15 protein-coding genes are annotated in these 18619 nt (G+C 73.5%); 13 read left to right on the top strand and 2 right to left on the bottom strand.

All coding sequences use genetic code 11. The features are described 5' to 3' along the window. Nucleotides 1-70 precede the first annotated feature (70 nt). From QWJ13_RS22495 to QWJ13_RS22465, 7 genes are all read left to right on the top strand, one after another. Nucleotides 71-916 (top strand): ABC transporter ATP-binding protein, encoded by an 846-nt coding sequence (locus QWJ13_RS22495; protein WP_316526624.1) that lies wholly within the window; start codon nt 71-73, stop codon nt 914-916. Further along, entirely contained in the window at nt 916-1599 is a 684-nt protein-coding gene (locus QWJ13_RS22490) for an ABC transporter (RefSeq protein ID WP_316526623.1), read from the top strand. The genes QWJ13_RS22495 and QWJ13_RS22490 overlap by 1 nt, the downstream gene beginning before the upstream one ends. Nucleotides 1600-1800: 201 nt before the next feature. Further along, the gene (locus QWJ13_RS22485) at nt 1801-2304 is read left to right on the top strand and encodes a DUF1269 domain-containing protein (protein ID WP_316526622.1); all 504 of its coding nucleotides are present in this window, start codon (nt 1801-1803) and stop codon (nt 2302-2304) included. 114 nt (nt 2305-2418) lie between these two features. Next, nucleotides 2419-3849 carry an FtsW/RodA/SpoVE family cell cycle protein gene (locus QWJ13_RS22480; protein ID WP_316526621.1) on the top strand — a complete coding sequence of 477 codons (1431 nt, stop codon included), beginning with the start codon at nt 2419-2421 and terminating at the stop codon, nt 3847-3849. Nucleotides 3850-3893: 44 nt separating this feature from the next. Next, nucleotides 3894-5354: a penicillin-binding transpeptidase domain-containing protein gene (locus tag QWJ13_RS22475; RefSeq protein WP_316526721.1), complete on the top strand. Its 1461-nt coding sequence runs from the start codon at nt 3894-3896 to the stop codon at nt 5352-5354. A 124-nt stretch (nt 5355-5478) separates the two neighbouring features. After that, complete coding sequence (locus tag QWJ13_RS22470) at nt 5479-6969, top strand: amino acid permease (RefSeq protein ID WP_316526620.1); 1491 nt, start codon at nt 5479-5481, stop codon at nt 6967-6969. Between the two features lie 128 nt (nt 6970-7097). Continuing rightward, nucleotides 7098-8516 carry a glycosyltransferase 87 family protein gene (locus tag QWJ13_RS22465; RefSeq protein ID WP_316526619.1) on the top strand — a complete coding sequence of 473 codons (1419 nt, stop codon included), beginning with the start codon at nt 7098-7100 and terminating at the stop codon, nt 8514-8516. 60 nt (nt 8517-8576) lie between these two features. Here QWJ13_RS22465 and QWJ13_RS22460 read toward each other — a convergent pair whose 3' ends face one another. Both QWJ13_RS22460 and QWJ13_RS22455 read right to left on the bottom strand, forming a co-directional pair. Further along, complete coding sequence (locus QWJ13_RS22460) at nt 8577-10322, bottom strand: penicillin-binding transpeptidase domain-containing protein (protein ID WP_316526618.1); 1746 nt, start codon at nt 10320-10322, stop codon at nt 8577-8579. 258 nt (nt 10323-10580) lie between these two features. Then, entirely contained in the window at nt 10581-12371 is a 1791-nt protein-coding gene (locus QWJ13_RS22455) for a dolichyl-phosphate-mannose--protein mannosyltransferase (RefSeq protein WP_432277574.1), read from the bottom strand. Nucleotides 12372-12467: 96 nt separating this feature from the next. On the opposite strand from QWJ13_RS22455, the gene rsmI reads away from it, so the two are divergent. From rsmI to QWJ13_RS22425, 6 genes are all read left to right on the top strand, one after another. Next, nucleotides 12468-13328, top strand: a complete 861-nt coding sequence (rsmI, locus tag QWJ13_RS22450; RefSeq protein WP_316526616.1) for a 16S rRNA (cytidine(1402)-2'-O)-methyltransferase — start codon at nt 12468-12470, stop codon at nt 13326-13328. 235 nt (nt 13329-13563) lie between these two features. After that, nucleotides 13564-13998 carry a hypothetical protein gene (locus QWJ13_RS22445; protein WP_316526615.1) on the top strand — a complete coding sequence of 145 codons (435 nt, stop codon included), beginning with the start codon at nt 13564-13566 and terminating at the stop codon, nt 13996-13998. Nucleotides 13999-14073: 75 nt separating this feature from the next. Beyond that, nucleotides 14074-15696 (top strand): methionine--tRNA ligase, encoded by a 1623-nt coding sequence (gene metG / locus QWJ13_RS22440; protein ID WP_316526613.1) that lies wholly within the window; start codon nt 14074-14076, stop codon nt 15694-15696. 2 nt (nt 15697-15698) lie between these two features. Further along, nucleotides 15699-16577 carry a TatD family hydrolase gene (locus tag QWJ13_RS22435; RefSeq protein WP_316526612.1) on the top strand — a complete coding sequence of 293 codons (879 nt, stop codon included), beginning with the start codon at nt 15699-15701 and terminating at the stop codon, nt 16575-16577. A gap of 142 nt (nt 16578-16719) precedes the next feature. Then, the gene (gene rsmA / locus QWJ13_RS22430) at nt 16720-17628 is read left to right on the top strand and encodes a 16S rRNA (adenine(1518)-N(6)/adenine(1519)-N(6))-dimethyltransferase RsmA (protein ID WP_316526611.1); all 909 of its coding nucleotides are present in this window, start codon (nt 16720-16722) and stop codon (nt 17626-17628) included. Further along, a complete protein-coding gene (locus QWJ13_RS22425) occupies nt 17625-18542 on the top strand; it encodes a 4-(cytidine 5'-diphospho)-2-C-methyl-D-erythritol kinase (protein ID WP_316526610.1) in 918 nt (305 codons plus the stop codon). Before rsmA ends, QWJ13_RS22425 begins: the two co-directional genes overlap by 4 nt. Nucleotides 18543-18619 lie beyond the last annotated feature (77 nt).

Genomic DNA, 18619 nt, shown 5'->3' with positions numbered 1-18619 from the left:
ACTTCGCTCACGTCGGCCTTATCCGGGACGGATAGCCTTCCGTTCCACGACGGAGCGGAGCGGGGGCGCGATGGAGCTGACGGCGGTCGGCAAGCGGTACGGGCGGCAGGGGAGGTGGATCCTGCGCGGGGTCGATCTGGCACTCGGGCCGGGCGAGTTGGTGCGGATCTCCGGGCGCAACGGGAGCGGCAAGTCGACGCTGCTGCGGCTGGCCGCCGGGATCGAACGGCCGAGCACCGGGCGGGTGCGGCGGCCCGGTCCGGTGGCGTACGTGCCCGAGCGGTTCCCGCCGGCGCTGCCGTTCGACGCCGTCTCGTACCTGCTGCGGGTGGGCCGGGTGCACGGGCTGCCGGCGGAGCCGGCCCGGCGGCGGGCCGAGGAGTGGCTGGACCGGTTCGGCGTCGCGAGCCGGGCGGGCACGCCGCTGAGCCGGCTGTCGAAGGGCACCTGCCAGAAGGTCGCGGTCGCCCAGGCGCTGCTGCCGCAGGCGCGGGTGCTGCTGCTGGACGAGGCCTGGACCGGGCTGGACCCGGAGGCCCGGGCGGTGCTGGACGAGGCGGCCGCCGAGCGGGCGGCGGCGGGCGGCACGGTGCTGTTCGTCGACCACGATCCGGCCCGGCTGGCCGGGCTGACCAGCGCGGCGTACCGGGTCGGTGCGGACGGCGCGCTGCGGCCCGAGGAGGTGGCGGAGCCGGCGGTGGACGGCCCGCTGATGGAGCTTGAGGTGGACGTCCCGGGCGGCGCCCCGCTGCCCGCGTCGCTGCCGGGCGCGCCGGAGGTGGCCGCGCTGGCCGGGACGGCGGTGCGGCTGACCGTACCGGCCGCGCATTCGGACGCGCTGCTGCGCCGGCTGCTGCTGGGCCGCCCGGCCGTCCGGGTGCTGGCGGTGCGGCGGCTCGCGGAGGGGGGGCGGTGATGGGACAGGTCGGCTCGCTCACCCGGTACTACCTGGAGCTGCTGCTGCGCTCGCACGCCTGGCTGCCGCCGTTCCTGGCGTACGCGCTGCTGCTGGTGATCGGGCTGGCGGCGGGCGATCCGCTGCTGGGCGGCCTCGGCTTCGGCGCGGGGGTGCTGCTGCCGGTGAGCGCCTGGTACGTGCGCAGCGCGCTGAGCGCGGAGCCGCCGGCCTCGCGGGCCTGCCTGGTGGCGGCGGCGGGGCCGGTGCGGGTGCATCTGGGCGCGTTGCTGGCGGCGCTGACGGTGTCGCTGGTGCTGGCGGTCGGTCAGGTGGCCGCGGTGTGGTGGACGAGCGGGCCGGTGGCGAACGCGGGGGCGCAGCGGGATCCGGGGGCCGGGGCGGCGGTGGCGGCCGGGCTGGCGGCCTCGGTGGTCTGCGCGCTGCTGGGGGTGGTGGCCGGGGCGGTGGCCAACCGGCCGGTGCTGGCCCGCGCGCAGTACGGCATCCCGGCGGCGCTGGGGCTGGCGACGGTGCTGCTGGTGGCTCCGGCCTCGCCGGCCAACGCGGCGGTGCGGGGCCTGGTGTCGGCGGCCCGGACCGGTCGGGTCGCCGTGCCGTGGGGGAGCCTGCTGGCGGCCGTCGTCCTGCTGGCGGCGGTCGGTGCGGGGGTGGCGGCGCTGGCCGGGCGACGGCCGGAGTGAGCGGCCCTCGGATGCCTCGGGGCGCCCGGGAGTGCCTTCGGGTGCCCACGTGGCGCTTTCGGATGATTCGGGCAATGGCGGACACACCGCAGCGAAGAGCCAATAAATATGGATAACACTCGTTAGGGTGCGGAATCGGGACACGGGCGTACCACCGCCCGGCCCTGGACGGCCTGTCCGACACCTTGGAAGGACCCCGCAGTGAGCAACCTCTTCGCGATCGCCTACCCGGACCTCGCCACCGCCCAGGCGGTGCGCGGCGAGGCGATCGGGCTCCAGAAGCAGAAGCTGATCGAGCTGGAGGACGCGGTCGTCGTCGAGCGTCGCGCGGACGGCAAGATCAAACTGCACCAGCAGGTGAACACCACCGGCGCCGGGGCCGCGAGCGGCGCGCTCTGGGGCGGGGTCATCGGCCTGCTGTTCTTCATGCCGCTGGTGGGCGCGGCGGTCGGCGGCGCGACCGGGGCGGCGATCGGCGCCTCCACCGACATCGGGGTGGACGACGACTTCATGCGCCAGGTCGGCGAGCACCTCCAGCCGGGCACCGCCGCCGTCTTCCTGCTGGTGCGGACGGCGACCGCCGACAAGGTCGTCCCGGCGCTGGCCCGCTACGGCGGCCGGATCATCCAGACCTCGCTCTCGGCCGAGTCGGAGGCCGAGCTGGCCGCGATCGTCGACGCCTCGCGCGTCCGGGCAACCGTCTGATCCACCCCGTCTGACCGCCGCTCCCGTCGGGGCGGACCGGCCCCGTCGCCGGTCCGCCCCGATCGGCATCCCCCGGCCGGCGGCACCGGGCCCTTCGCTACCCCAGGACCGTCCGTGGCGACACCCTCCGCCGTGCCGAGATCCGCCGCCGGGCCGAGCCGGCCGGTGCCGAGCAGGCGCACCACCGAGCTCGCGCTGGTGGTCGGCGCCGTCCTGATCGCGGTGTTCGGCTACATCGAGGTCGGCGTCAACCTGGACGGCCGCGTCCCGGCCGACGCGGCCGAGTACGGGGCCGCGCTCGGCGTGCTGGCGCTGGCGGCGCACGTCGTCGTCCGGTGGCGGGCCCGGTACGCGGACCCGCTGCTGCTGCCGATCGCGGTGCTGCTGAACGGGATCGGGCTGGTGGTGATCTACCGGCTGGACCGGGCCACCCCAGGCCGCGGGGCCGCCGCCACCCAACTGCTCTGGTCGGCGCTGGGGGTCGCGCTGTTCATCGCGGTGGTGCTGCTGGTGCGCGACCACCGGCGGTTGCAGCGCTACGCGTACATCGGGGCGCTGGTGGCGCTGGTGCTGCTGGTGCTGCCGATCTTCTTCCCGCCGGTGTACGGCTCGCGGATCTGGGTCGTGGTCGGGCCGCTCTCCTTCCAGCCGGGGGAGTTCGCCAAGGTCCTGCTGGCCGTCTTCTTCGCCGCCTACCTGGCGGTGCACCGGGACGCGCTGGCGCTCACCGGCCGCCGGGTCTGGCGCTGGCAGCTGCCGCGCGGGCGGGTGCTCGGGCCGGTGCTGCTGATCTGGGCGGCGTTCGTCGGCGTCCTGGTGCTGGAGACCGACCTCGGCACCTCGCTGCTGTTCTTCGGCCTGTTCGTGGTGATGCTCTACGTGGCCACCGCGCGCACCGGCTGGATCGCGATCGGCCTGGGCCTGGCGGCGGTCGGGGCGGTGACGGTGGGCTGGCTCTCGCCGCACGTGCACAGCAGGGTCGCGGACTGGCTGGACCCGCTGGGCTCGATCGCGGCGGGCCGCGGCGCCAACCAGATCGCCCAGTCGCTGTTCGCCTTCGCCTGGGGCGGCCAGCTGGGCACCGGGCTGGGCAACGGGCACTCGGTGCTGATCGGCTTCGCCGCCAAGTCGGACTTCATCCTGGCCACCATCGGCGAGGAGCTGGGGCTGACCGGGCTGATCGCGGTGTTCCTGCTGTACGCGGTGCTGGTCTCGCGGGGCTTCCGGACCGGCATCGCGCTGCGCGACCCGTTCGGGCGGCTGCTGGCGATCGGGCTGGCCGCGATCGTCGGCCTCCAGGTGTTCGTGGTGGCGGGCGGGGTGCTCGCGCTGATCCCGCTGACCGGGATGACCATGCCGTTCATCGCCCAGGGCGGCTCCTCGGTGGTCACCAACTGGATCATCGTCGCGCTCTTGATGAGGATGAGTGAGCGCAGCGAGCGAGTCCATGGGGGGCGGCGTGTGTCGCGAAGCGGCCGGCGGGCGAAGCGAGGCGGACGCGTGAGTGGCATCGCCCGCGGGCCCGCACCGGGGGAGCCGCGGTGAGCCGGGCGCGGCCCAGGGGCAACGGCCCGCAGGGGCTGCCCGGCATCTCGGTCACCGGGCGCCGGGCGGGCACCTTCTGCCTGCTGCTGGTCGCGGCGCTGTGCGTGCAGGCCACCCGGGTGCAGGTGTTCCAGGCGAAGGACCTCGACCGCAACAGCGCCAACCAGCGGCTCACCATCGAGCGCTACGCCCAGCCGCGCGGCGACATCCTGGTCGGCGGCGAGCCGGTGACCCGCTCCGAGCCGACCGGCGGCCGGTACGCGTACAAGCGCGACTACACCGACGGCCCGACCTACGCGGCGGTGACCGGCTTCGCCTCGCAGGCGTACGGCATCAGCCAGCTGGAGGGGACCGAGGACGAGCTGCTGACCGGCACGGACGGGCGGCTGGCGGGCTGGTCGCTCTGGGACGCCGTCGCCCGCCGGCAGAACCCCGGCGGGGACGTCCACACCACGCTGGACCGGGCCGCCCAGCAGGCCGCGATGCGCGGGCTCGGCAGCCGTCGGGGCGCCGTCGCCGCGATCGAGCCGGCCACCGGGCGGATCCTGGCCCTGGCCAGCACACCCTCCTACGACCCGGGCGACTTCGCCGGCTACGGCGCCGCCGACCAGGCGGCCTGGAACCGCCTCCAGACCGACGCCGACCAGCCGATGCTCAACCGGGCGCTGCGCCAGACCTACCCGCCGGGCTCGACCTTCAAGGTGGTCACCGCCGCGGCCGCGCTGGCGAACGGGGTGGTCACCGACCCCGGCGCACCGACCGGGGCGCCCTTCCCGTACGTGCTGCCCGGCACCACCACGCCGCTGGTCAACGACACCCCGGCCTGCGACCGGGCGGACCTGTCGCTGGACGCCGCTATGACCGCCAGCTGCAACAGCGTGCTGGGCTACCTCGGGGTGCGGACCGGCTCGGAGAAGATGGCCGCGATGGCCGCGGACTTCGGCTTCAACGACGCCGGGCTGGACATCCCGGTGCGCGCCGCCCGGTCGAACTTCGACACCCGGACGGACGAGTCGCAGCTGGCGCTCTCCTCGATCGGCCAGTTCGACACGGCGGCCACCCCGCTGGTGATGGCGATGGTCGCGGCCGGGGTCGCCAACGACGGGACGGTCATGCGTCCACAGCTTGTGGACAGGCTGACGAAGGGTGACGGCACCACGGTGCAGCTGATGAAGCCGGCGGTGTACAAGCGGGCGGTGACCCCGGCGGTGGCCGGGCAGCTGCGCGCCCTGATGACCGACGTGGTGGAGCACGGCACCGGCGGCAACGCCCGGATCGACGGGGCGGTGGTCGGCGGCAAGACCGGGACGGCCCAGCACGGGGTGGCCAACAGCGGGACGCCGTACGCCTGGTTCATCGCCTGGGCCAAGCCGGCCGGATCGGACGCGGTGCCGCCGGTGGCGGTGGCCGTGGTGGTCGAGGACGGCGGCGCCACCGATGTCACGGGCGGCGCGCTGGCCGCGCCGATCGCCCGCTCGGTGATGCGCGCGGTGCTCGGCGGGTGAGACGGATGGGGCGAAGTGAGCGATCTAACGCGCATGAACGGTCCAGATTTGTGCATTGTTATGCATCGATCCGTACAATGACACGGTCGGATCCGACACCCTCCCGCCCAGAAAGACCGCGGTTTTGGCCAGCAACACCCTTGGTGCGCGTCTGCTGCGACGCAAGCCCGTCTCGACGCTCCTCGCCGAGACCGAAGGCAAGGACACCCTCCCCGCCGGCGCGCCCGAGGAGGGCGGGCGCTCCGGCATCCACCTGCGCCGATCGATCGGCCTGTGGCAGCTGTCCTCGATCGGCATCGGCGCCACCATCGGCACCGGCATCTTCTTCGTGCTGAACACCGCGGTGCCCTCGGCCGGTCCGGCGGTCATCCTGTCCTTCGTGATCGCCGCCGTCACGGCCGGCCTCACCGCGCTCTGCTACGCCGAGATGGCCTCCGCGATCCCGGCCTCCGGCTCCTCGTACTCCTACGCCTACGCCACCCTCGGCGAGGGCGTGGCTTTCGGCGTCGGCATCTGCCTGCTGATGGAGTACGGCGTCTCCGCCTCCGCGATCGCGGTCACCTGGGCCGAGTACCTGAACAAGTTCTTCGACCTGGTCTTCGGGCACAGGATCCCCGAAGCGCTCTCCGGCGCGCCGGACGGCACCCACTGGTTCAACCTGCCGGCGCTGGTGCTGGTCGCGATGGTCTGCTTCCTGCTGGTCCGCGGCGTGAGCGAGTCGGCGAAGGTCAACGCGGTGATGGTGGCGACCAAGATCGTGATCCTGCTGATGTTCGTCTGCGTGGCGCTCACCGGCTTCCACTCCGGCAACCTGACCCCGTTCATGCCGCTCGGCATCGGCGGCGTCCAGATCGCCGCGTCCAGCATCTTCTTCTCCTTCATCGGCCTGGACGCCGTGTCCACCGCCGGTGAGGAGGTCAAGAACCCGCGCCGCACCATGCCGCTGGCGATCATCATCTCGCTGGTCGTGGTGACCCTGCTCTACATCCTGGTCGCCCTGGCCGGCATCGGCGCCCAGCCGTGGACCAAGTTCGAAGGCCAGGAGGCCGGCCTCGCCCAGATCCTCCAGGACATCACCGGCCAGAGCTGGCCCGCGATGCTCTTCGCGGTCGGCGCGATCATCTCGATCTTCAGCGTCACCCTCGTGGTGATCTACGGCCAGACCCGCATCCTGTACTCGATGGGCCGCGACGGCATGCTGCCCAAGCGCTTCGCCGAGCTCTCCCCGCGCAGCGGCACCCCGGTCTGGAACACCGTCGTGGTGGGCCTCGGCGTGGGCGCGCTGGCCGCCTTCATCCCGCTGCGGGTGCTGGCCGACATCACCTCGCTCGGAACCCTGGTGGCCTTCTCGGTGGTGTCGATCGGCGTCATCGTGCTGCGCCGCACCCAGCCCGACCTGCCGCGCGGCTTCAAGGTGCCCGGCTACCCGGTCGTCCCGCTGATCAGCGTCGGCTTCTGCATCTACCTGATCACCGGGCTGCACGCCGACACCTTCCGGGCCGGCGCGATCGCCCTCGTCATCGCCGTGGTGGTGTACTTCGGCTACAGCATCAGGCACTCCCGGCTGGAGCGGGCGGAGCAGCCGTCCGTCCCCACGGACAGCGCCGCCGGCTGACCCGCGGACCAACCCGGAGTGAAGGGCCGTCGACCGCCGAGACGTCCGGCGGCCCTTTTCACGCCATCGCCCGTCCGGTGTCCGCCGCCCGGGCGACACGGCCCGGCCCCCGCCCATAACCTTCCACCATGGTGAGCACCCGCACGCCCGGCTACTCCCGCCCGCGCGGCCGCATCACCGGCCGGGGCGGAACGCCGGCCCAGACCTCCGCGACCGCGGCGCCGTCCAGCCCCGGACGCCGACCGCGCCGCTTCTCCGTCCGGCCGTTCCCCCGCCAGCGCGTCGAGAGCACCTTTCCGCTCGCGCCCGACCAGCTGAACTCCCCCGGGCTCGCCGGGCTCGCCTCGATGCGCACCGTCCAACTGCTCGGCTGCCTGGTCGCGGCCGGATGGGCCGCCGCCTTCCCGCTCGTCTCCGACCTGCCCAACCAGCGGATCTGGGGGCTGATCGCGGCCCCCGCGTACGCCCTGGCCGGAGTGCTCTGCCTGACCCTGCCGCGCCGCTTCGCGGCCCGCGCCGCCGCCTCGGTCGCCGTGCTCGGGGCCGTCCTGGTGCCGCTCGGACTGCTGGCCCTGACCGGCCGCCACCAGTCCGAGGTGATGGTGGTCGAACGCTCGGCCCACCTGTTACTCACCACCGGTACCCCGTACCTGCCGCATCCGGTGGTGGTCACGGACTACAACCCGTACCTGCCGGCGATGTCGCTGTTCGGGATGCCGCGCCAGCTGCTCGGCGACTCCACCGCCTTCGCGCGGGTCGCCGGAGACGCCCGGATCTGGTTCGCGCTGACCTTCTTCGCCTGCCTGCTGGCGGCCTGGCGGCTGCTGCGGCCCTCCAGGGACCGGGCGCCGCTGCTGCCGCTGGCCGTCCTCACCGCCTCGCCGCTGATCGCGCTCGCCCTGGTGGTCGGCGGGGTGGACCTGCCGCTGATCGGGGTCTGCTGCCTGGCCATGGCGCTCGCCGAGCGCGACCGTACGGTCGGCGCCGGACTGGTGCTGGCCCTCGCCTGCACCCTGAAGTGGACGGCCTGGCCCGCCCTGCCGGTGGCCGTCCTGCTGCTCTGGCGGCTGTACGGCCGGCGGCCCGCGGCCCGGACGGCGCTGATCGCGGTCGGGACGAGCGCGGCGGTGATCCTGCCCTCGGTGCTGGCCCAGGCGAGCGAGCTGCGCGAACAGGTGGTGCGCTTCCCGCTCGGGATGACGGCGATCCGCACCCCGGCGGGCAGCCCGCTGCCCGGCAAGGTGCTGGCCGGCTTCGGGCCGACCGGGCACGCGATCTCGCTGTCGCTGATGACGGTGGCCCTGATCGGGGTGGCGATCTGGCTGCTGGCCCGGCCGCCGGTCTCCGCGATCGCCGCGGCCGACCTGCTGGCCGCCGGGCTCGCGATCGCCTTCATGCTCGCCCCGGCCGGGCGCTTCGGATACCTGGCGCTGCCGGTGGTGCTGATGATCTGGCCCCGGCTGGCGGCCCGGCGCTGGGGCAGCCGGATCCCGGCCCCGTACGGGCGGGTGCGGCGGCGGCCGCTGCCGGCGCTGCCGAGGGTCTGAACACGACCGCGGCCCGCCCTGCCCCTCGGGGCAGGGCGGGCCGCGGTGTTCCCGGCGGGCTCAGCGGCCGCCGTTGGCCTTCAGGATGGCGGCGACGGCCGGGCCGGCCGCGTCCACGCCGTGGCCGCCGCCCTGCACCTCGGCGGCCACCGCGAGGTTGCCGCGGTAGGCGGTGAACCAGCTGTTGGTGACGTCCACCCCGGCGACCTCGGCGGAGCCGGTCTTGGCGCCCGCGTTGTCGGTGATCCCGGCCATCACGTCCTTGGCCGTACCGCCGGTGGCGGTGGCGCTCATCATCGTGCGCAGCTTGGCGGCGACGTCCGGCGAGATCTGGCGGGCGGCCGGCTGCTGCGGCAGCTCGGCGACCAGGATCGGCTGCTTGAACGTGCCGCTCTGGACGGTCGCGGTGACCGAGGCGATGGCCAGCGGGTTCATCTGGACCTTGCCCTGGCCGATGTAGTTCATGGCCTGCTCGTCCTTGCTGCCCGGCGCCGCCGGCACCTTGCCGTCGGTGTTCGGCAGGCCGGTCTTCCACTCCAGGCCGATGCCGAACACGTCCTTGGCCGTGGAGGACAGCGTGTCGGGCTTGAGGCTGGTCAGGCCCTGATTGATGAAGGCGGTGTTGCAGGACATCATGAAGTCCTGCTGGAGCGTGTTGCCCGGGTAGGCGCCCGGGAAGGAGTTCGGGATCGGCACCGAGTTGCTGCTCTTCTCCGGGCAGGCCACCACGGTGTCCGGGTTGACCCCGTTCTCCAGCAGCGCCGCCGAGGTGACGATCTTCATCGTCGAGCCGGGCGCGAGCAGCCCGGTGAAGGCCCGGTTCTGGCCGGTGGCCGGCGCGTTGGCGAAGGCCAGCACCTGACCGGTGCTCGGCTCGATCGCGACGATCGAGCCGGACTTGCCGCCCAGGTCGGTCATCGCCTTCTCGGCGGCGGCCTGGAGGGTGTTGTCGATGGTCACCTTGAACGGCTTGCCGGGCTTCGGCTCGACGATGGTGAACAGCTTGTCCTGGGGGCCCTTGCCGGCCGGGTCGGAGATCACCACCGCGCTGCCCGCGTCCTGGTCCTTGTTCGGGTCGGCGGGCAGCAGCTTGCGGGCGTTGTCCTGGAGGGTGTTCATCAGCGCCGCGGTGAGCGAGGCCCCCTGGATCGGCTTGCCGTTGCGGTCCACCACGGTCGACGGCGGGGCGAAGACCGGCTGGACGGCGATGGTCTCGTTGCCGGACAGGTGGGGGTGGATCACCGAGGGCGCCCAGTGCACGGCCGGGGTGTCGTCGCTCATCTTCACGACGCTCAGGAAGCCCTGGTAGTCCCAGACCCGGCTGGTGCCGGCGAACTCGGCGCGCGCCTTGTAGGACATCAGCGTGCCGGTCGGACCGGGCGTGGCGGCGGCGGACGGCGTGTCGGTGGCGCCCGGCGTGGCCCCGGCGGACGGCTTGGCGGCCGGGGCGGGGGAGCCGGTGGCGGCGGAGAAGACCTGCTGGGTGGTCTCGCCGAACGGGGTGAGGGTCAGCGCGCTCGGCTTGACCTGGTCCTTGAAGGCCGTCAGGGCGGTGGTGGCCGCGGTCGGGTCGTCGGTCAGCGAGGCCGCCTTGGCGATGTCGCCGGCCTGCCAGGCCGTCAGGAAGTCCTTCATGCCGGCCGCCGCCTGCTGGGCCGACGGCGGCTCGGCGACCACGGTGCGCGGCTTCTTGGCGCCGGAGCCGCCGTCCGGGTCGCTCACCAGGCTGTACACGCCGTAGCCGCCGCCCGCGAGGACGGCGATGGACACGCCGGTGATGATGCCGATCTTCGCGCCACTGCGCATGGTGCAGCTCCCCCAGGGGTCTCGCGGCCGGGCGCAACCGGCGGGGCCGGAAACGCGGTACCCCACCACCCTAGGCAGCGCTGATCGGTGCCCCTGCGAAACGCCGGGCACTTGTGACGGATCTGGTACGTGTCGTGCACCGCATACGGACGATTCGCGGGGACCCGGTGCGCGCCGGGGCGGCGGGCCCGGGAACGGTCGGATCAGGGCGGGTCGGATCCGGGCAGCTCAGGTCCAGGTGGCTCAGATCCAGGTGGCTCAGATCCAGGTGGTGAACCACATCCGGCGGCGCCAGTCCTCCAGCGGGATGGTCTGCCCGGTGAAGAGCGGGTAGAAGAACAGGAAGTTCCAGACGATCAGCAGGATCAGCAGCCCGGCCGCCGCGGAGCCGATGATCCGGCGGTCCCGGGAGGCGCCGGCCGGTCCGATCAGGGCGCCGATCAGCATCGTCACCGCCAGCACCAGGAACGGGACGAAGGCCACCGCGTAGAAGAGGAAGATCGTCCGCTCCTGGAAGGCGAACCAGGGCACATAGCCGGCCGCCAGGCCGCAGAGCAGGGCGCCGGCCCGCCAGTCCCGCCGGAACGCCCAGCGCCACAGGCAGTACGCCAGCGCCACGACGCCCGTCCACCACAGCAGCGGGGTGCCGATGCCCAGCACCTCGCGGGCGCAGTCGGCGGCGGTGCAGCCGGACTGGCCGAACTTGGGGGACTCGTAGAAGAAGGAGACCGGCCGGCCCAGCACCAGCCAGGACCACGGGTTGGACTGGTAGGTGTGCGGGTCGCTCAGGCCGACATGGAAGTCGAAGACCGTCGTGTGGTAGTGCCACAGGGCGCGCAGGCCCTCGGGTATCCAGGGGAAGTCGGTGGCCCGGCCGACCGCCCAGTCCCGGCCCCAGCCGCCCTGCCCGGGGGCGGTGCTGCTGGCGAACCAGCCCCACCAGGAGGCGATGTACGTCGCCACCGAGACCACCGCGACCGAGACGAAGGCCGGTACGACGTCCCGGGCGAGCACCGCCAGGTAGGGGCGCGGGGCGCCGGCCGCCCGGCGGGCGCCGATGTCCCAGAGCACCGTCATCAGGCCGAAGGCGGCCAGGACGTACAGGCCGCTCCACTTGGTGGCGCCGGTCAGGCCGACGCAGACGCCGGCCGCGATCCGGTACGGGCGCCAGCCCAAGCCGACCCGCTGGGCGAGCTCCGGGTTCGTCCGCCCGCCCAGCTTCTCGGCCAGCAGCGCCCGGGTGCGGTCGCGGTCCAGCACCAGGAAGCCGAAGGCGGCGAGGGTCCAGAACATCACCACCAGGTCGAGCAGCGCGGCCCGGCTGAGCACCAGGTGCAGGCCGTCCACCGCGAGCAGCAGGCCCGCCACGCAGCCCAGCAGGGTGGAGCGGAACATCCGGCGGGCGATCCGGGCCAGCATCAGCATCGACAGGGTGCCGAGCAGGGCCACCGCGAACCGCCAGCCGAAGGGGTTCATGCCGAACAGCTGCTCGCCCGCGCCGATGATCCACTTGCCGACCGGCGGATGCACCACGTACGAGGGCACCGCCCGGTACGGGACGGCCGCGCCGGGCGTCATGATCGTGGCGTTGGCGTTCTCCGGCCAGTTGATCTCGTAGCCGCCGTGCCAGAGCGCGTAGGCGTCCTTGGCGTAGTACGTCTCGTCGAAGATGATCGCGTGCGGCTGCCCGAGGTCGGTGAACCGCAGGATCCCGGCGAACACCGCCACCGCGATCGGGCCCAGCCAGCCGGCCCAGCGGCAGAGGAAGTACCAGAGGCCCTGCGGCAGCGAGACGCCCAGCCGCAGCAGCAGCGGCGACTGGGGCACGTCCGGGGGCGTCACCCGGGGGCCGTCCGGCATCGGCGGGGCCAGGCGCTCGGTGAGCGTCGCCCCGGGCCGGGCGGCGTAGCCGTACCGGGCCAGGCGTTCGCGCCAGCCGGCGGGATCGGCCTGTGGTGAGCGGGGGGACGGCAGGCCGACGCCGCCGTGCGCGGAGTGGTCTGTACCAGTGGGCGTCTGCGCCGCCGTGTCGCCGTTCATCCGCCACATCGTAGGGGCGCTCTTCGTACAGGTGACCGCTCCCTCGGAAGCTGACCGAATCGTCACCAAAAGCCCCGGCCCTCGACAGCTGCAAGGATGGGGTCCGTGACAGGAGTACTCGTTCTCGCAGGCACCCCCATCGGCGACGTCTCGGACGCCCCGCCCCGACTGGTCCACGAACTGGCCACCGCCGACGTCATCGCGGCGGAGGACACCCGGCGGCTGCGCCGGCTCACCCAGGCGCTCGGGGTGACCCCGGCGGGGCGGGTGGTCTCCTACTTCGAGGGCAACGAGGTCGGCCGCACCCCCGAACTGGTCGAGGCACTGCTCGGCGGCGCCCGGGTGCTGCTGGTCACCGACGCCGGCATGCCCTCGGTCTCCGACCCCGGCTACCGGCTGGTCGCCGCCGCCGTGGCCGCCGACCTCAAGGTCACCGCGGTGCCCGGGCCCTCGGCGGTGCTCACCGCGCTCGCCCTGTCCGGCCTGCCGGTGGACCGCTTCACCTTCGAGGGCTTCCTGCCGCGCAAGACCGGCGACCGGGCCCGGCAGCTCGCCTCGATCGCTGCCGAGCCGCGCACCATGGTCTTCTTCGAGGCGCCGCACCGGATCGCCGAGGCGCTGGCCGCGATGGCCGAGGCCTTCGGGCCCGAGCGCCCGGCCGCCGTCTGCCGCGAGCTCACCAAGACCTACGAGGAGGTCAAGCGCGGCCCGATCGGCGAGCTGGCGGCCTGGGCGGCCGAGGGCGTCAAGGGCGAGATCACCGTCGTGGTCGCCGGTGCCCCGCCGGCCGCGCCCGAGGAGCTGACCCCGGCGGAGCTGGCCCGGCTGGTGGCCGTCCGGGAGGAGGCCGGGGAGCGCCGCAAGGAGGCCATCGCGGCCGTCGCGGCGGAGCTCTCGCTGCCCAAGCGGGAGGTCTTCGACGCGGTCGTGGCGGCGAAGAAGGAAGGCGCCCTGGGAAAGGGGTGAATACCGGGGGTTGCGTTGCTCACGGGGAGTCGTACCTTGGAGAGAAGGCCCCGGTAAACACCCGCTGAGCTGAAGGTTCGGCCGCGGTTCTCGGATCCCGCGAGGATTTTCGTATAGGTCTGACCAACGCGCATCCAAGTCTTCACAAGCGGGGCGTCGGCCGGGGTGGTCCGGGCATTTCCTGGAAGGGAAAGACCCAGCCGGACGAGCGTCCGGCGGGCGCTGGGAGACGGCCATGAGCGATGTTGTCGGTAGCCCCGTCAGTGGCAGCGCACTGAGCACCGCCGGCCTGGCCGGCCGGCCGCACACCCCCGTCGAGACCGTACGGGAGGCCTACTCCTTCGCGTGCCTGCGCTGCGGGTACGGCTGGGAGCAGGCGTACGACATCGAGCACCACGTGGCCAAGGACGGGCACGTCGTGTTCGAGTACCACGCCAACGGCGTCCGGGTGCCGTCCCCGCTCCTCAAGCCGACCTGCCCGGGCTGCGGCGGCCACACCGTACGGATCATGCGCGAGGGCCGGGTCGCCTCCGCCGACCAGGCCTGGCAGCACGCGCCCGGCTACCCGGCGCACGCCGAGCCGGCCGCGGCGCCCCCGGCGGCCTCGGTGACCGACCCCGCCCGGCCGCGCGGCCGCTGGGCCCGGTTCTGGTCGCGGCTGCTGGGCTGACACGGCAGGCACCGCCCCCGGCCGGGAAACAACTCGGTCGAGGGCGGCCCGCGCGCCCGACTAAGATTTCCGACCATGGCGGCCACAGCAGACCACAGCACCACCGGGGCGAGCGCCCCGGCGTACTACGTTTCCACCCCGATCTACTACGTCAACGATCGCCCCCACCTGGGCCACGCGTACACCACCGTGGCGGGCGACGTCCTCACCCGCTGGCACCGCCAGCGCGGCGAGAAGGTGTGGTACCTGACCGGCACCGACGAGCACGGTCAGAAGATCATGCGGACCGCCGACGCGAACGGCGTCAGCCCGCAGGAGTGGTGCGACAAGCTGGTCGAGGAGGCCTGGAAGCCGCTCTGGCGGCACCTGGAGATCGCCAACGACGACTTCATCCGCACCACCGAGGAGCGGCACACCGCCCGGGTGCAGGAGTTCGTCCAGGACCTGTTCGACAAGGGCGAGATCTACAAGGGCGGCTACTCCGGCCCGTACTGCGTCGGCTGCGAGGAGTACAAGCTCCCGAACGAGCTGCTCGACGGCGCCACCGAGGACGAGAAGCTCTGCCCGATCCACAAGCGGCCGGTCGAGTGGCTGGAGGAGGAGAACTACTTCTTCCGCCTGTCCGCGTACACCGAGAAGCTGCTGGAGTTCTACGCCGAGAACCCCGGCTTCATCGCCCCGGAGTCCGCCCGCAACGAGGTGCTGCGCTTCGTCGAGCAGGGCCTCCAGGACCTCTCGATCTCCCGCTCCACCTTCAACTGGGGCGTCCCGCTGCCCTGGGACGAGAAGCACGTCCTGTACGTGTGGGTGGACGCGCTCCAGAACTACATCACCGCGGCCGGCTACGGCAGCGACCCGGAGCGCTTCGCCGAGCTGTGGCCCGCCTCGGTCCACCTGGTCGGCAAGGACATCCTGCGCTTCCACGCCGTCATCTGGCCCGCCATGCTGATGGCCGCCGGGCTGCCGCTGCCCAAGCGCGTCGTCGCCAACGGCTGGCTGATGGTCGGCGGCGAGAAGATGTCCAAGTCCAACCTGACCGGCATCGCGCCCACCGACCTGACCTCGCACTTCGGCGTGGACGCGTACCGCTACTACTTCCTGCGGGCGATCCCGTTCGGCACCGACGGCTCGTTCTCCTGGGAGGACTTCACCGCCCGGTACACCTCCGAGCTCGCCAACGACTTCGGCAACCTGGCCTCCCGGGTCGCCGCGATGGTCGGCAAGTACTTCGACGGGGTGCTGCCCGCCGCCACCGCCGCCGGTGACGCCGAGCAGGCCGTGGCCGACGGGCTGGCCAAGGCCGTCGCCGTCGCCGACGCGAAGATCGGCGAGGAGCTGGACTTCGCCGGCGGCCTCGCGGCGATCTTCGAGTTCGTCAAGCAGGTCAACGGCTACCTCACCGAGCAGGAGCCCTGGAAGGTCGCCAAGGACGACTCGGCGCAGGGGCAGGCCCGCCTGGCCACCATCCTCTACACCGCCGCCGAGTCGCTGCGCGCCACCGCCGTGCTGCTCAACCCGGTGATGCCGTCCACCGCCGAGAAGCTGTGGACCTCGCTGGGCGCCGAGGCCGCCGGGCTGGGCGCGCTGGCCGCCCAGACCATCGGCACCGCGGCGGACTGGGGCCGGCTGCCGGTCGGCGCCACCGTCACCAAGGGCGAGATCCTCTTCCCGCGCCTCGAAGAGAAGCCGACCGCCTGACCATGGCCAAGAAGGACGACGACCGGTCCACCCCGCCGCCGCTGCCGGAACCCCTGGCCGTGGCGGTGGCCGACTCGCACACCCACCTGGACATGCAGTCCGGCACCCCGGCCGAGGGCCTGGCCAAGGCCGCCTCGGTCGGGGTCACCACGGTGGTCCAGGTGGGCTGCGACGTGCCCGGCTCGCGATGGGCCGCCGACCTGGCGGCCCAGTACGAGCAGGTGCACGCGGCCGTCGCCCTGCACCCGAACGAGGCGCCGCGGATCTTCCTCGGCGACCCGGACGGCTGGTCCGGACAGCGGCGGGAGCCCGGCGGCGCCGCCGCGCTCGACGAGGCGCTCGCCGAGATCGACCGGCTCGCCGCACTGCCGCAGGTGGTGGCGGTCGGCGAGACCGGCCTGGACTACTTCCGCACCGGGCCGGAGGGCGTGGAGATCCAGAAGGAGTCGTTCCGCCGCCACATCGAGATGGCCAAGCGGCACGGCAAGGCCCTGGTCATCCACGACCGGGACGCCCACGAGGACGTCATCGCCGTCCTGCTGGAGGAGGGCGCCCCGGAGCGGACGGTCTTCCACTGCTACTCCGGCGACGCCGAGATGGCCAAGGTCTGCGCCGAACACGGCTGGTACCTCTCCTTCGCCGGCCCGGTCACCTTCAAGGCCAACCAGCCGCTGCGCGACGCCCTGCTCGCCACCCCGCTGGACCGCGTCCTGGTCGAGACCGACGCCCCCTTCCTCACCCCGCACCCCTACCGCGGCCGCCCGAACGCCCCGTACCTGATCCCGGTCACGGTCCGCTCGATGGCCGCCACCCTGGGCCTGCCCGAGGACGAGCTCTCCACCGCCATCGCGGCGAACACCGCCCGGGCCTTCGGGTACTGAGCGGGCGGCCGGGGGCCGTCGCGCGTGGTCGGGGGCCGTCGCGCGTGGTCAGGGGCCCGTTGCCCGCGGTCGGGGGCCCGTCCGGACGGCGCGTCCGGACGGCGCGTCCGGACGGCGCCCCCCGCGCCCGTATCCTTGGCGCGTGAGCACCACCGACCCCACCCCTGACAGCCGCCCCCAGCCTCCGGCCGGGGGGACCCCCTTGCTGGGCAGCGCCGACATCCGGGAACTGGCGGCCGCGTTCGGCGTGAAGCCGACCAAGCAGCGCGGGCAGAACTTCGTCATCGACGGCAACACCGTGCGGCGGATCGTCCGGGCCGCCGACGTGACGGAGCAGGACGCGGTGGTGGAGGTCGGGCCCGGACTCGGCTCGCTGACGCTGGCGCTGCTGGAGGTGGCGCGGCACGTCACGGCGGTCGAGATCGACCCGGTGCTGGCGCAGCACCTGCCGGACACCGTCGCCGCCCGGATGCCCGGCAAGGCGGACTCCTTCGACCTGGTGTTCAGCGACGCCATGGAGGTCACCGAGCTGCCCGGGCCGGCGCCCACCGCGCTGGTCGCCAACCTCCCGTACAACGTCGCGGTGCCCGTCCTGCTGCACATGCTGGCGACCTTCCCCAGCATCGAGCGCACCCTGGTGATGGTGCAGAGCGAGGTCGCCGACCGGCTCGCCGCCAAGCCGGGCAACAAGGTGTACGGCGTCCCGTCGGTCAAGGCCAACTGGTACGCCGACGTGAAGCGGGCCGGCGCCATCGGGCGGAACGTGTTCTGGCCCGCCCCCAACGTCGACTCCGGGCTGGTCTCGCTGATCCGCAGGGAGCCGCCGCAGACCACCGCCAGCCGCGAGGAGGTGTTCGCGGTGGTCGACGCCGCGTTCGCCCAGCGGCGCAAGACGCTGCGCGCCGCGCTGGCCGGCTGGGCGGGCTCCGCCGCCGGGGCCGAGCAGGCGCTAGCGGCCGCCGGCATCGACCACAAGCTGCGCGGCGAGATGCTCACGGTCGAGCAGTTCGCCGCGATCGCCGAGCACAAGCCTGCTAAGGACACTGTGTGATCACCGTACGGGTACCGGCCAAGGTCAACGTCCAGCTGGGGGTCGGCGGACTGCGCGCCGACGGCTTCCACGACCTGGCCAACGTCTTCTTCGCCGTCGCCCTCGGCGACGAGGTCACCGCCTCCGCCGGGGAAGGCGTCACCCTGAGCTGCTCCGGGCCGGACGCCGCCGTCGTCCCGCTGGACGACAGCAACCTCGCCGCCCGCGCCGCCCGCCTGCTCGCCGCCCACCACGGCATCGCCGACCCGGGCGTGCACCTGCACATCGCCAAGGCCATCCCTGTGGCCGGCGGCATGGCCGGCGGCAGCGCCGACGGCGCCGCGGCGCTGGTCGCCTGCGACGCGCTGTGGCAGCTGGACACCCCGCTCCCGGTGCTGCTGGAACTGGCCGCCGAACTCGGCTCCGACGTGCCGTTCGCCCTGCTCGGCGGCGTCGCGCTGGGCCGCGGCCGGGGCGAGATCCTGGAGCCGCTGGCCACCGACGGCACCTTCCATTGGGTCTTCGCGGTCGCCGAGGGCGGCCTGTCCACCCCCGCCGTGTTCCGCGAGTGCGACCGGCTGCGCGAAGAAGCCGGCACCGGCTCCAGCGACACCGACGTCCCCACCCCGGACGCCGACCCGGCACTGGTCACCGCCCTCGCCGAAGGCGACCCCGTCGCCCTGGCCGCCGCGCTCGCCAACGACCTCCAGCCCGCCGCGCTCTCGCTGCGCCCCGCGCTCGCCGACACCCTGCGGGCCGGCACCGAGGCGGGCGCCCTCGGGGCGCTGGTCTCCGGCTCCGGGCCGACCTGCGCCTTCCTGGTCAAGGACGCCGAGGCGGCCGCCGCCGTGGCCGCGGCACTGCGGGCCTCCGGCACCTGCCGGACCGCGCACGCCACGTACGGGCCGGTGCCGGGCGCCGCGGTGATGGGCTGAGCCGGTACCGGGGCGGCCCGAGGCCGAGCCCGGTGGGGCCGGAGTGAGGCCCGAGGCGGTGACGGCGTTCCGGGTGA

It is taken from the genome of Kitasatospora brasiliensis (genome assembly GCF_032654805.1).
Classification (GTDB): domain Bacteria; phylum Actinomycetota; class Actinomycetes; order Streptomycetales; family Streptomycetaceae; genus Kitasatospora; species Kitasatospora brasiliensis.
Note: the sequence above shows the minus strand (reverse complement) of the source record. Positions and strands in the feature narration are given on the sequence as shown.

What these genes read in the sequence shown, in the direction of transcription:
- QWJ13_RS22455 (WP_432277574.1), bottom strand. Translation starts at nt 12,371, where the DNA reads ATGTGGCGGATGAACGGCGACACGGCGGCGCAGACGCCCACTGGTACA.
- QWJ13_RS22435 (WP_316526612.1), top strand. Translation starts at nt 15,699, where the DNA reads ATGGCCAAGAAGGACGACGACCGGTCCACCCCGCCGCCGCTGCCGGAA.
- QWJ13_RS22495 (WP_316526624.1), top strand. Translation starts at nt 71, where the DNA reads ATGGAGCTGACGGCGGTCGGCAAGCGGTACGGGCGGCAGGGGAGGTGG.
- QWJ13_RS22445 (WP_316526615.1), top strand. Translation starts at nt 13,564, where the DNA reads ATGAGCGATGTTGTCGGTAGCCCCGTCAGTGGCAGCGCACTGAGCACC.
- metG (WP_316526613.1), top strand. Translation starts at nt 14,074, where the DNA reads ATGGCGGCCACAGCAGACCACAGCACCACCGGGGCGAGCGCCCCGGCG.
- QWJ13_RS22490 (WP_316526623.1), top strand. Translation starts at nt 916, where the DNA reads ATGGGACAGGTCGGCTCGCTCACCCGGTACTACCTGGAGCTGCTGCTG.
- QWJ13_RS22465 (WP_316526619.1), top strand. Translation starts at nt 7,098, where the DNA reads ATGGTGAGCACCCGCACGCCCGGCTACTCCCGCCCGCGCGGCCGCATC.
- QWJ13_RS22460 (WP_316526618.1), bottom strand. Translation starts at nt 10,322, where the DNA reads ATGCGCAGTGGCGCGAAGATCGGCATCATCACCGGCGTGTCCATCGCC.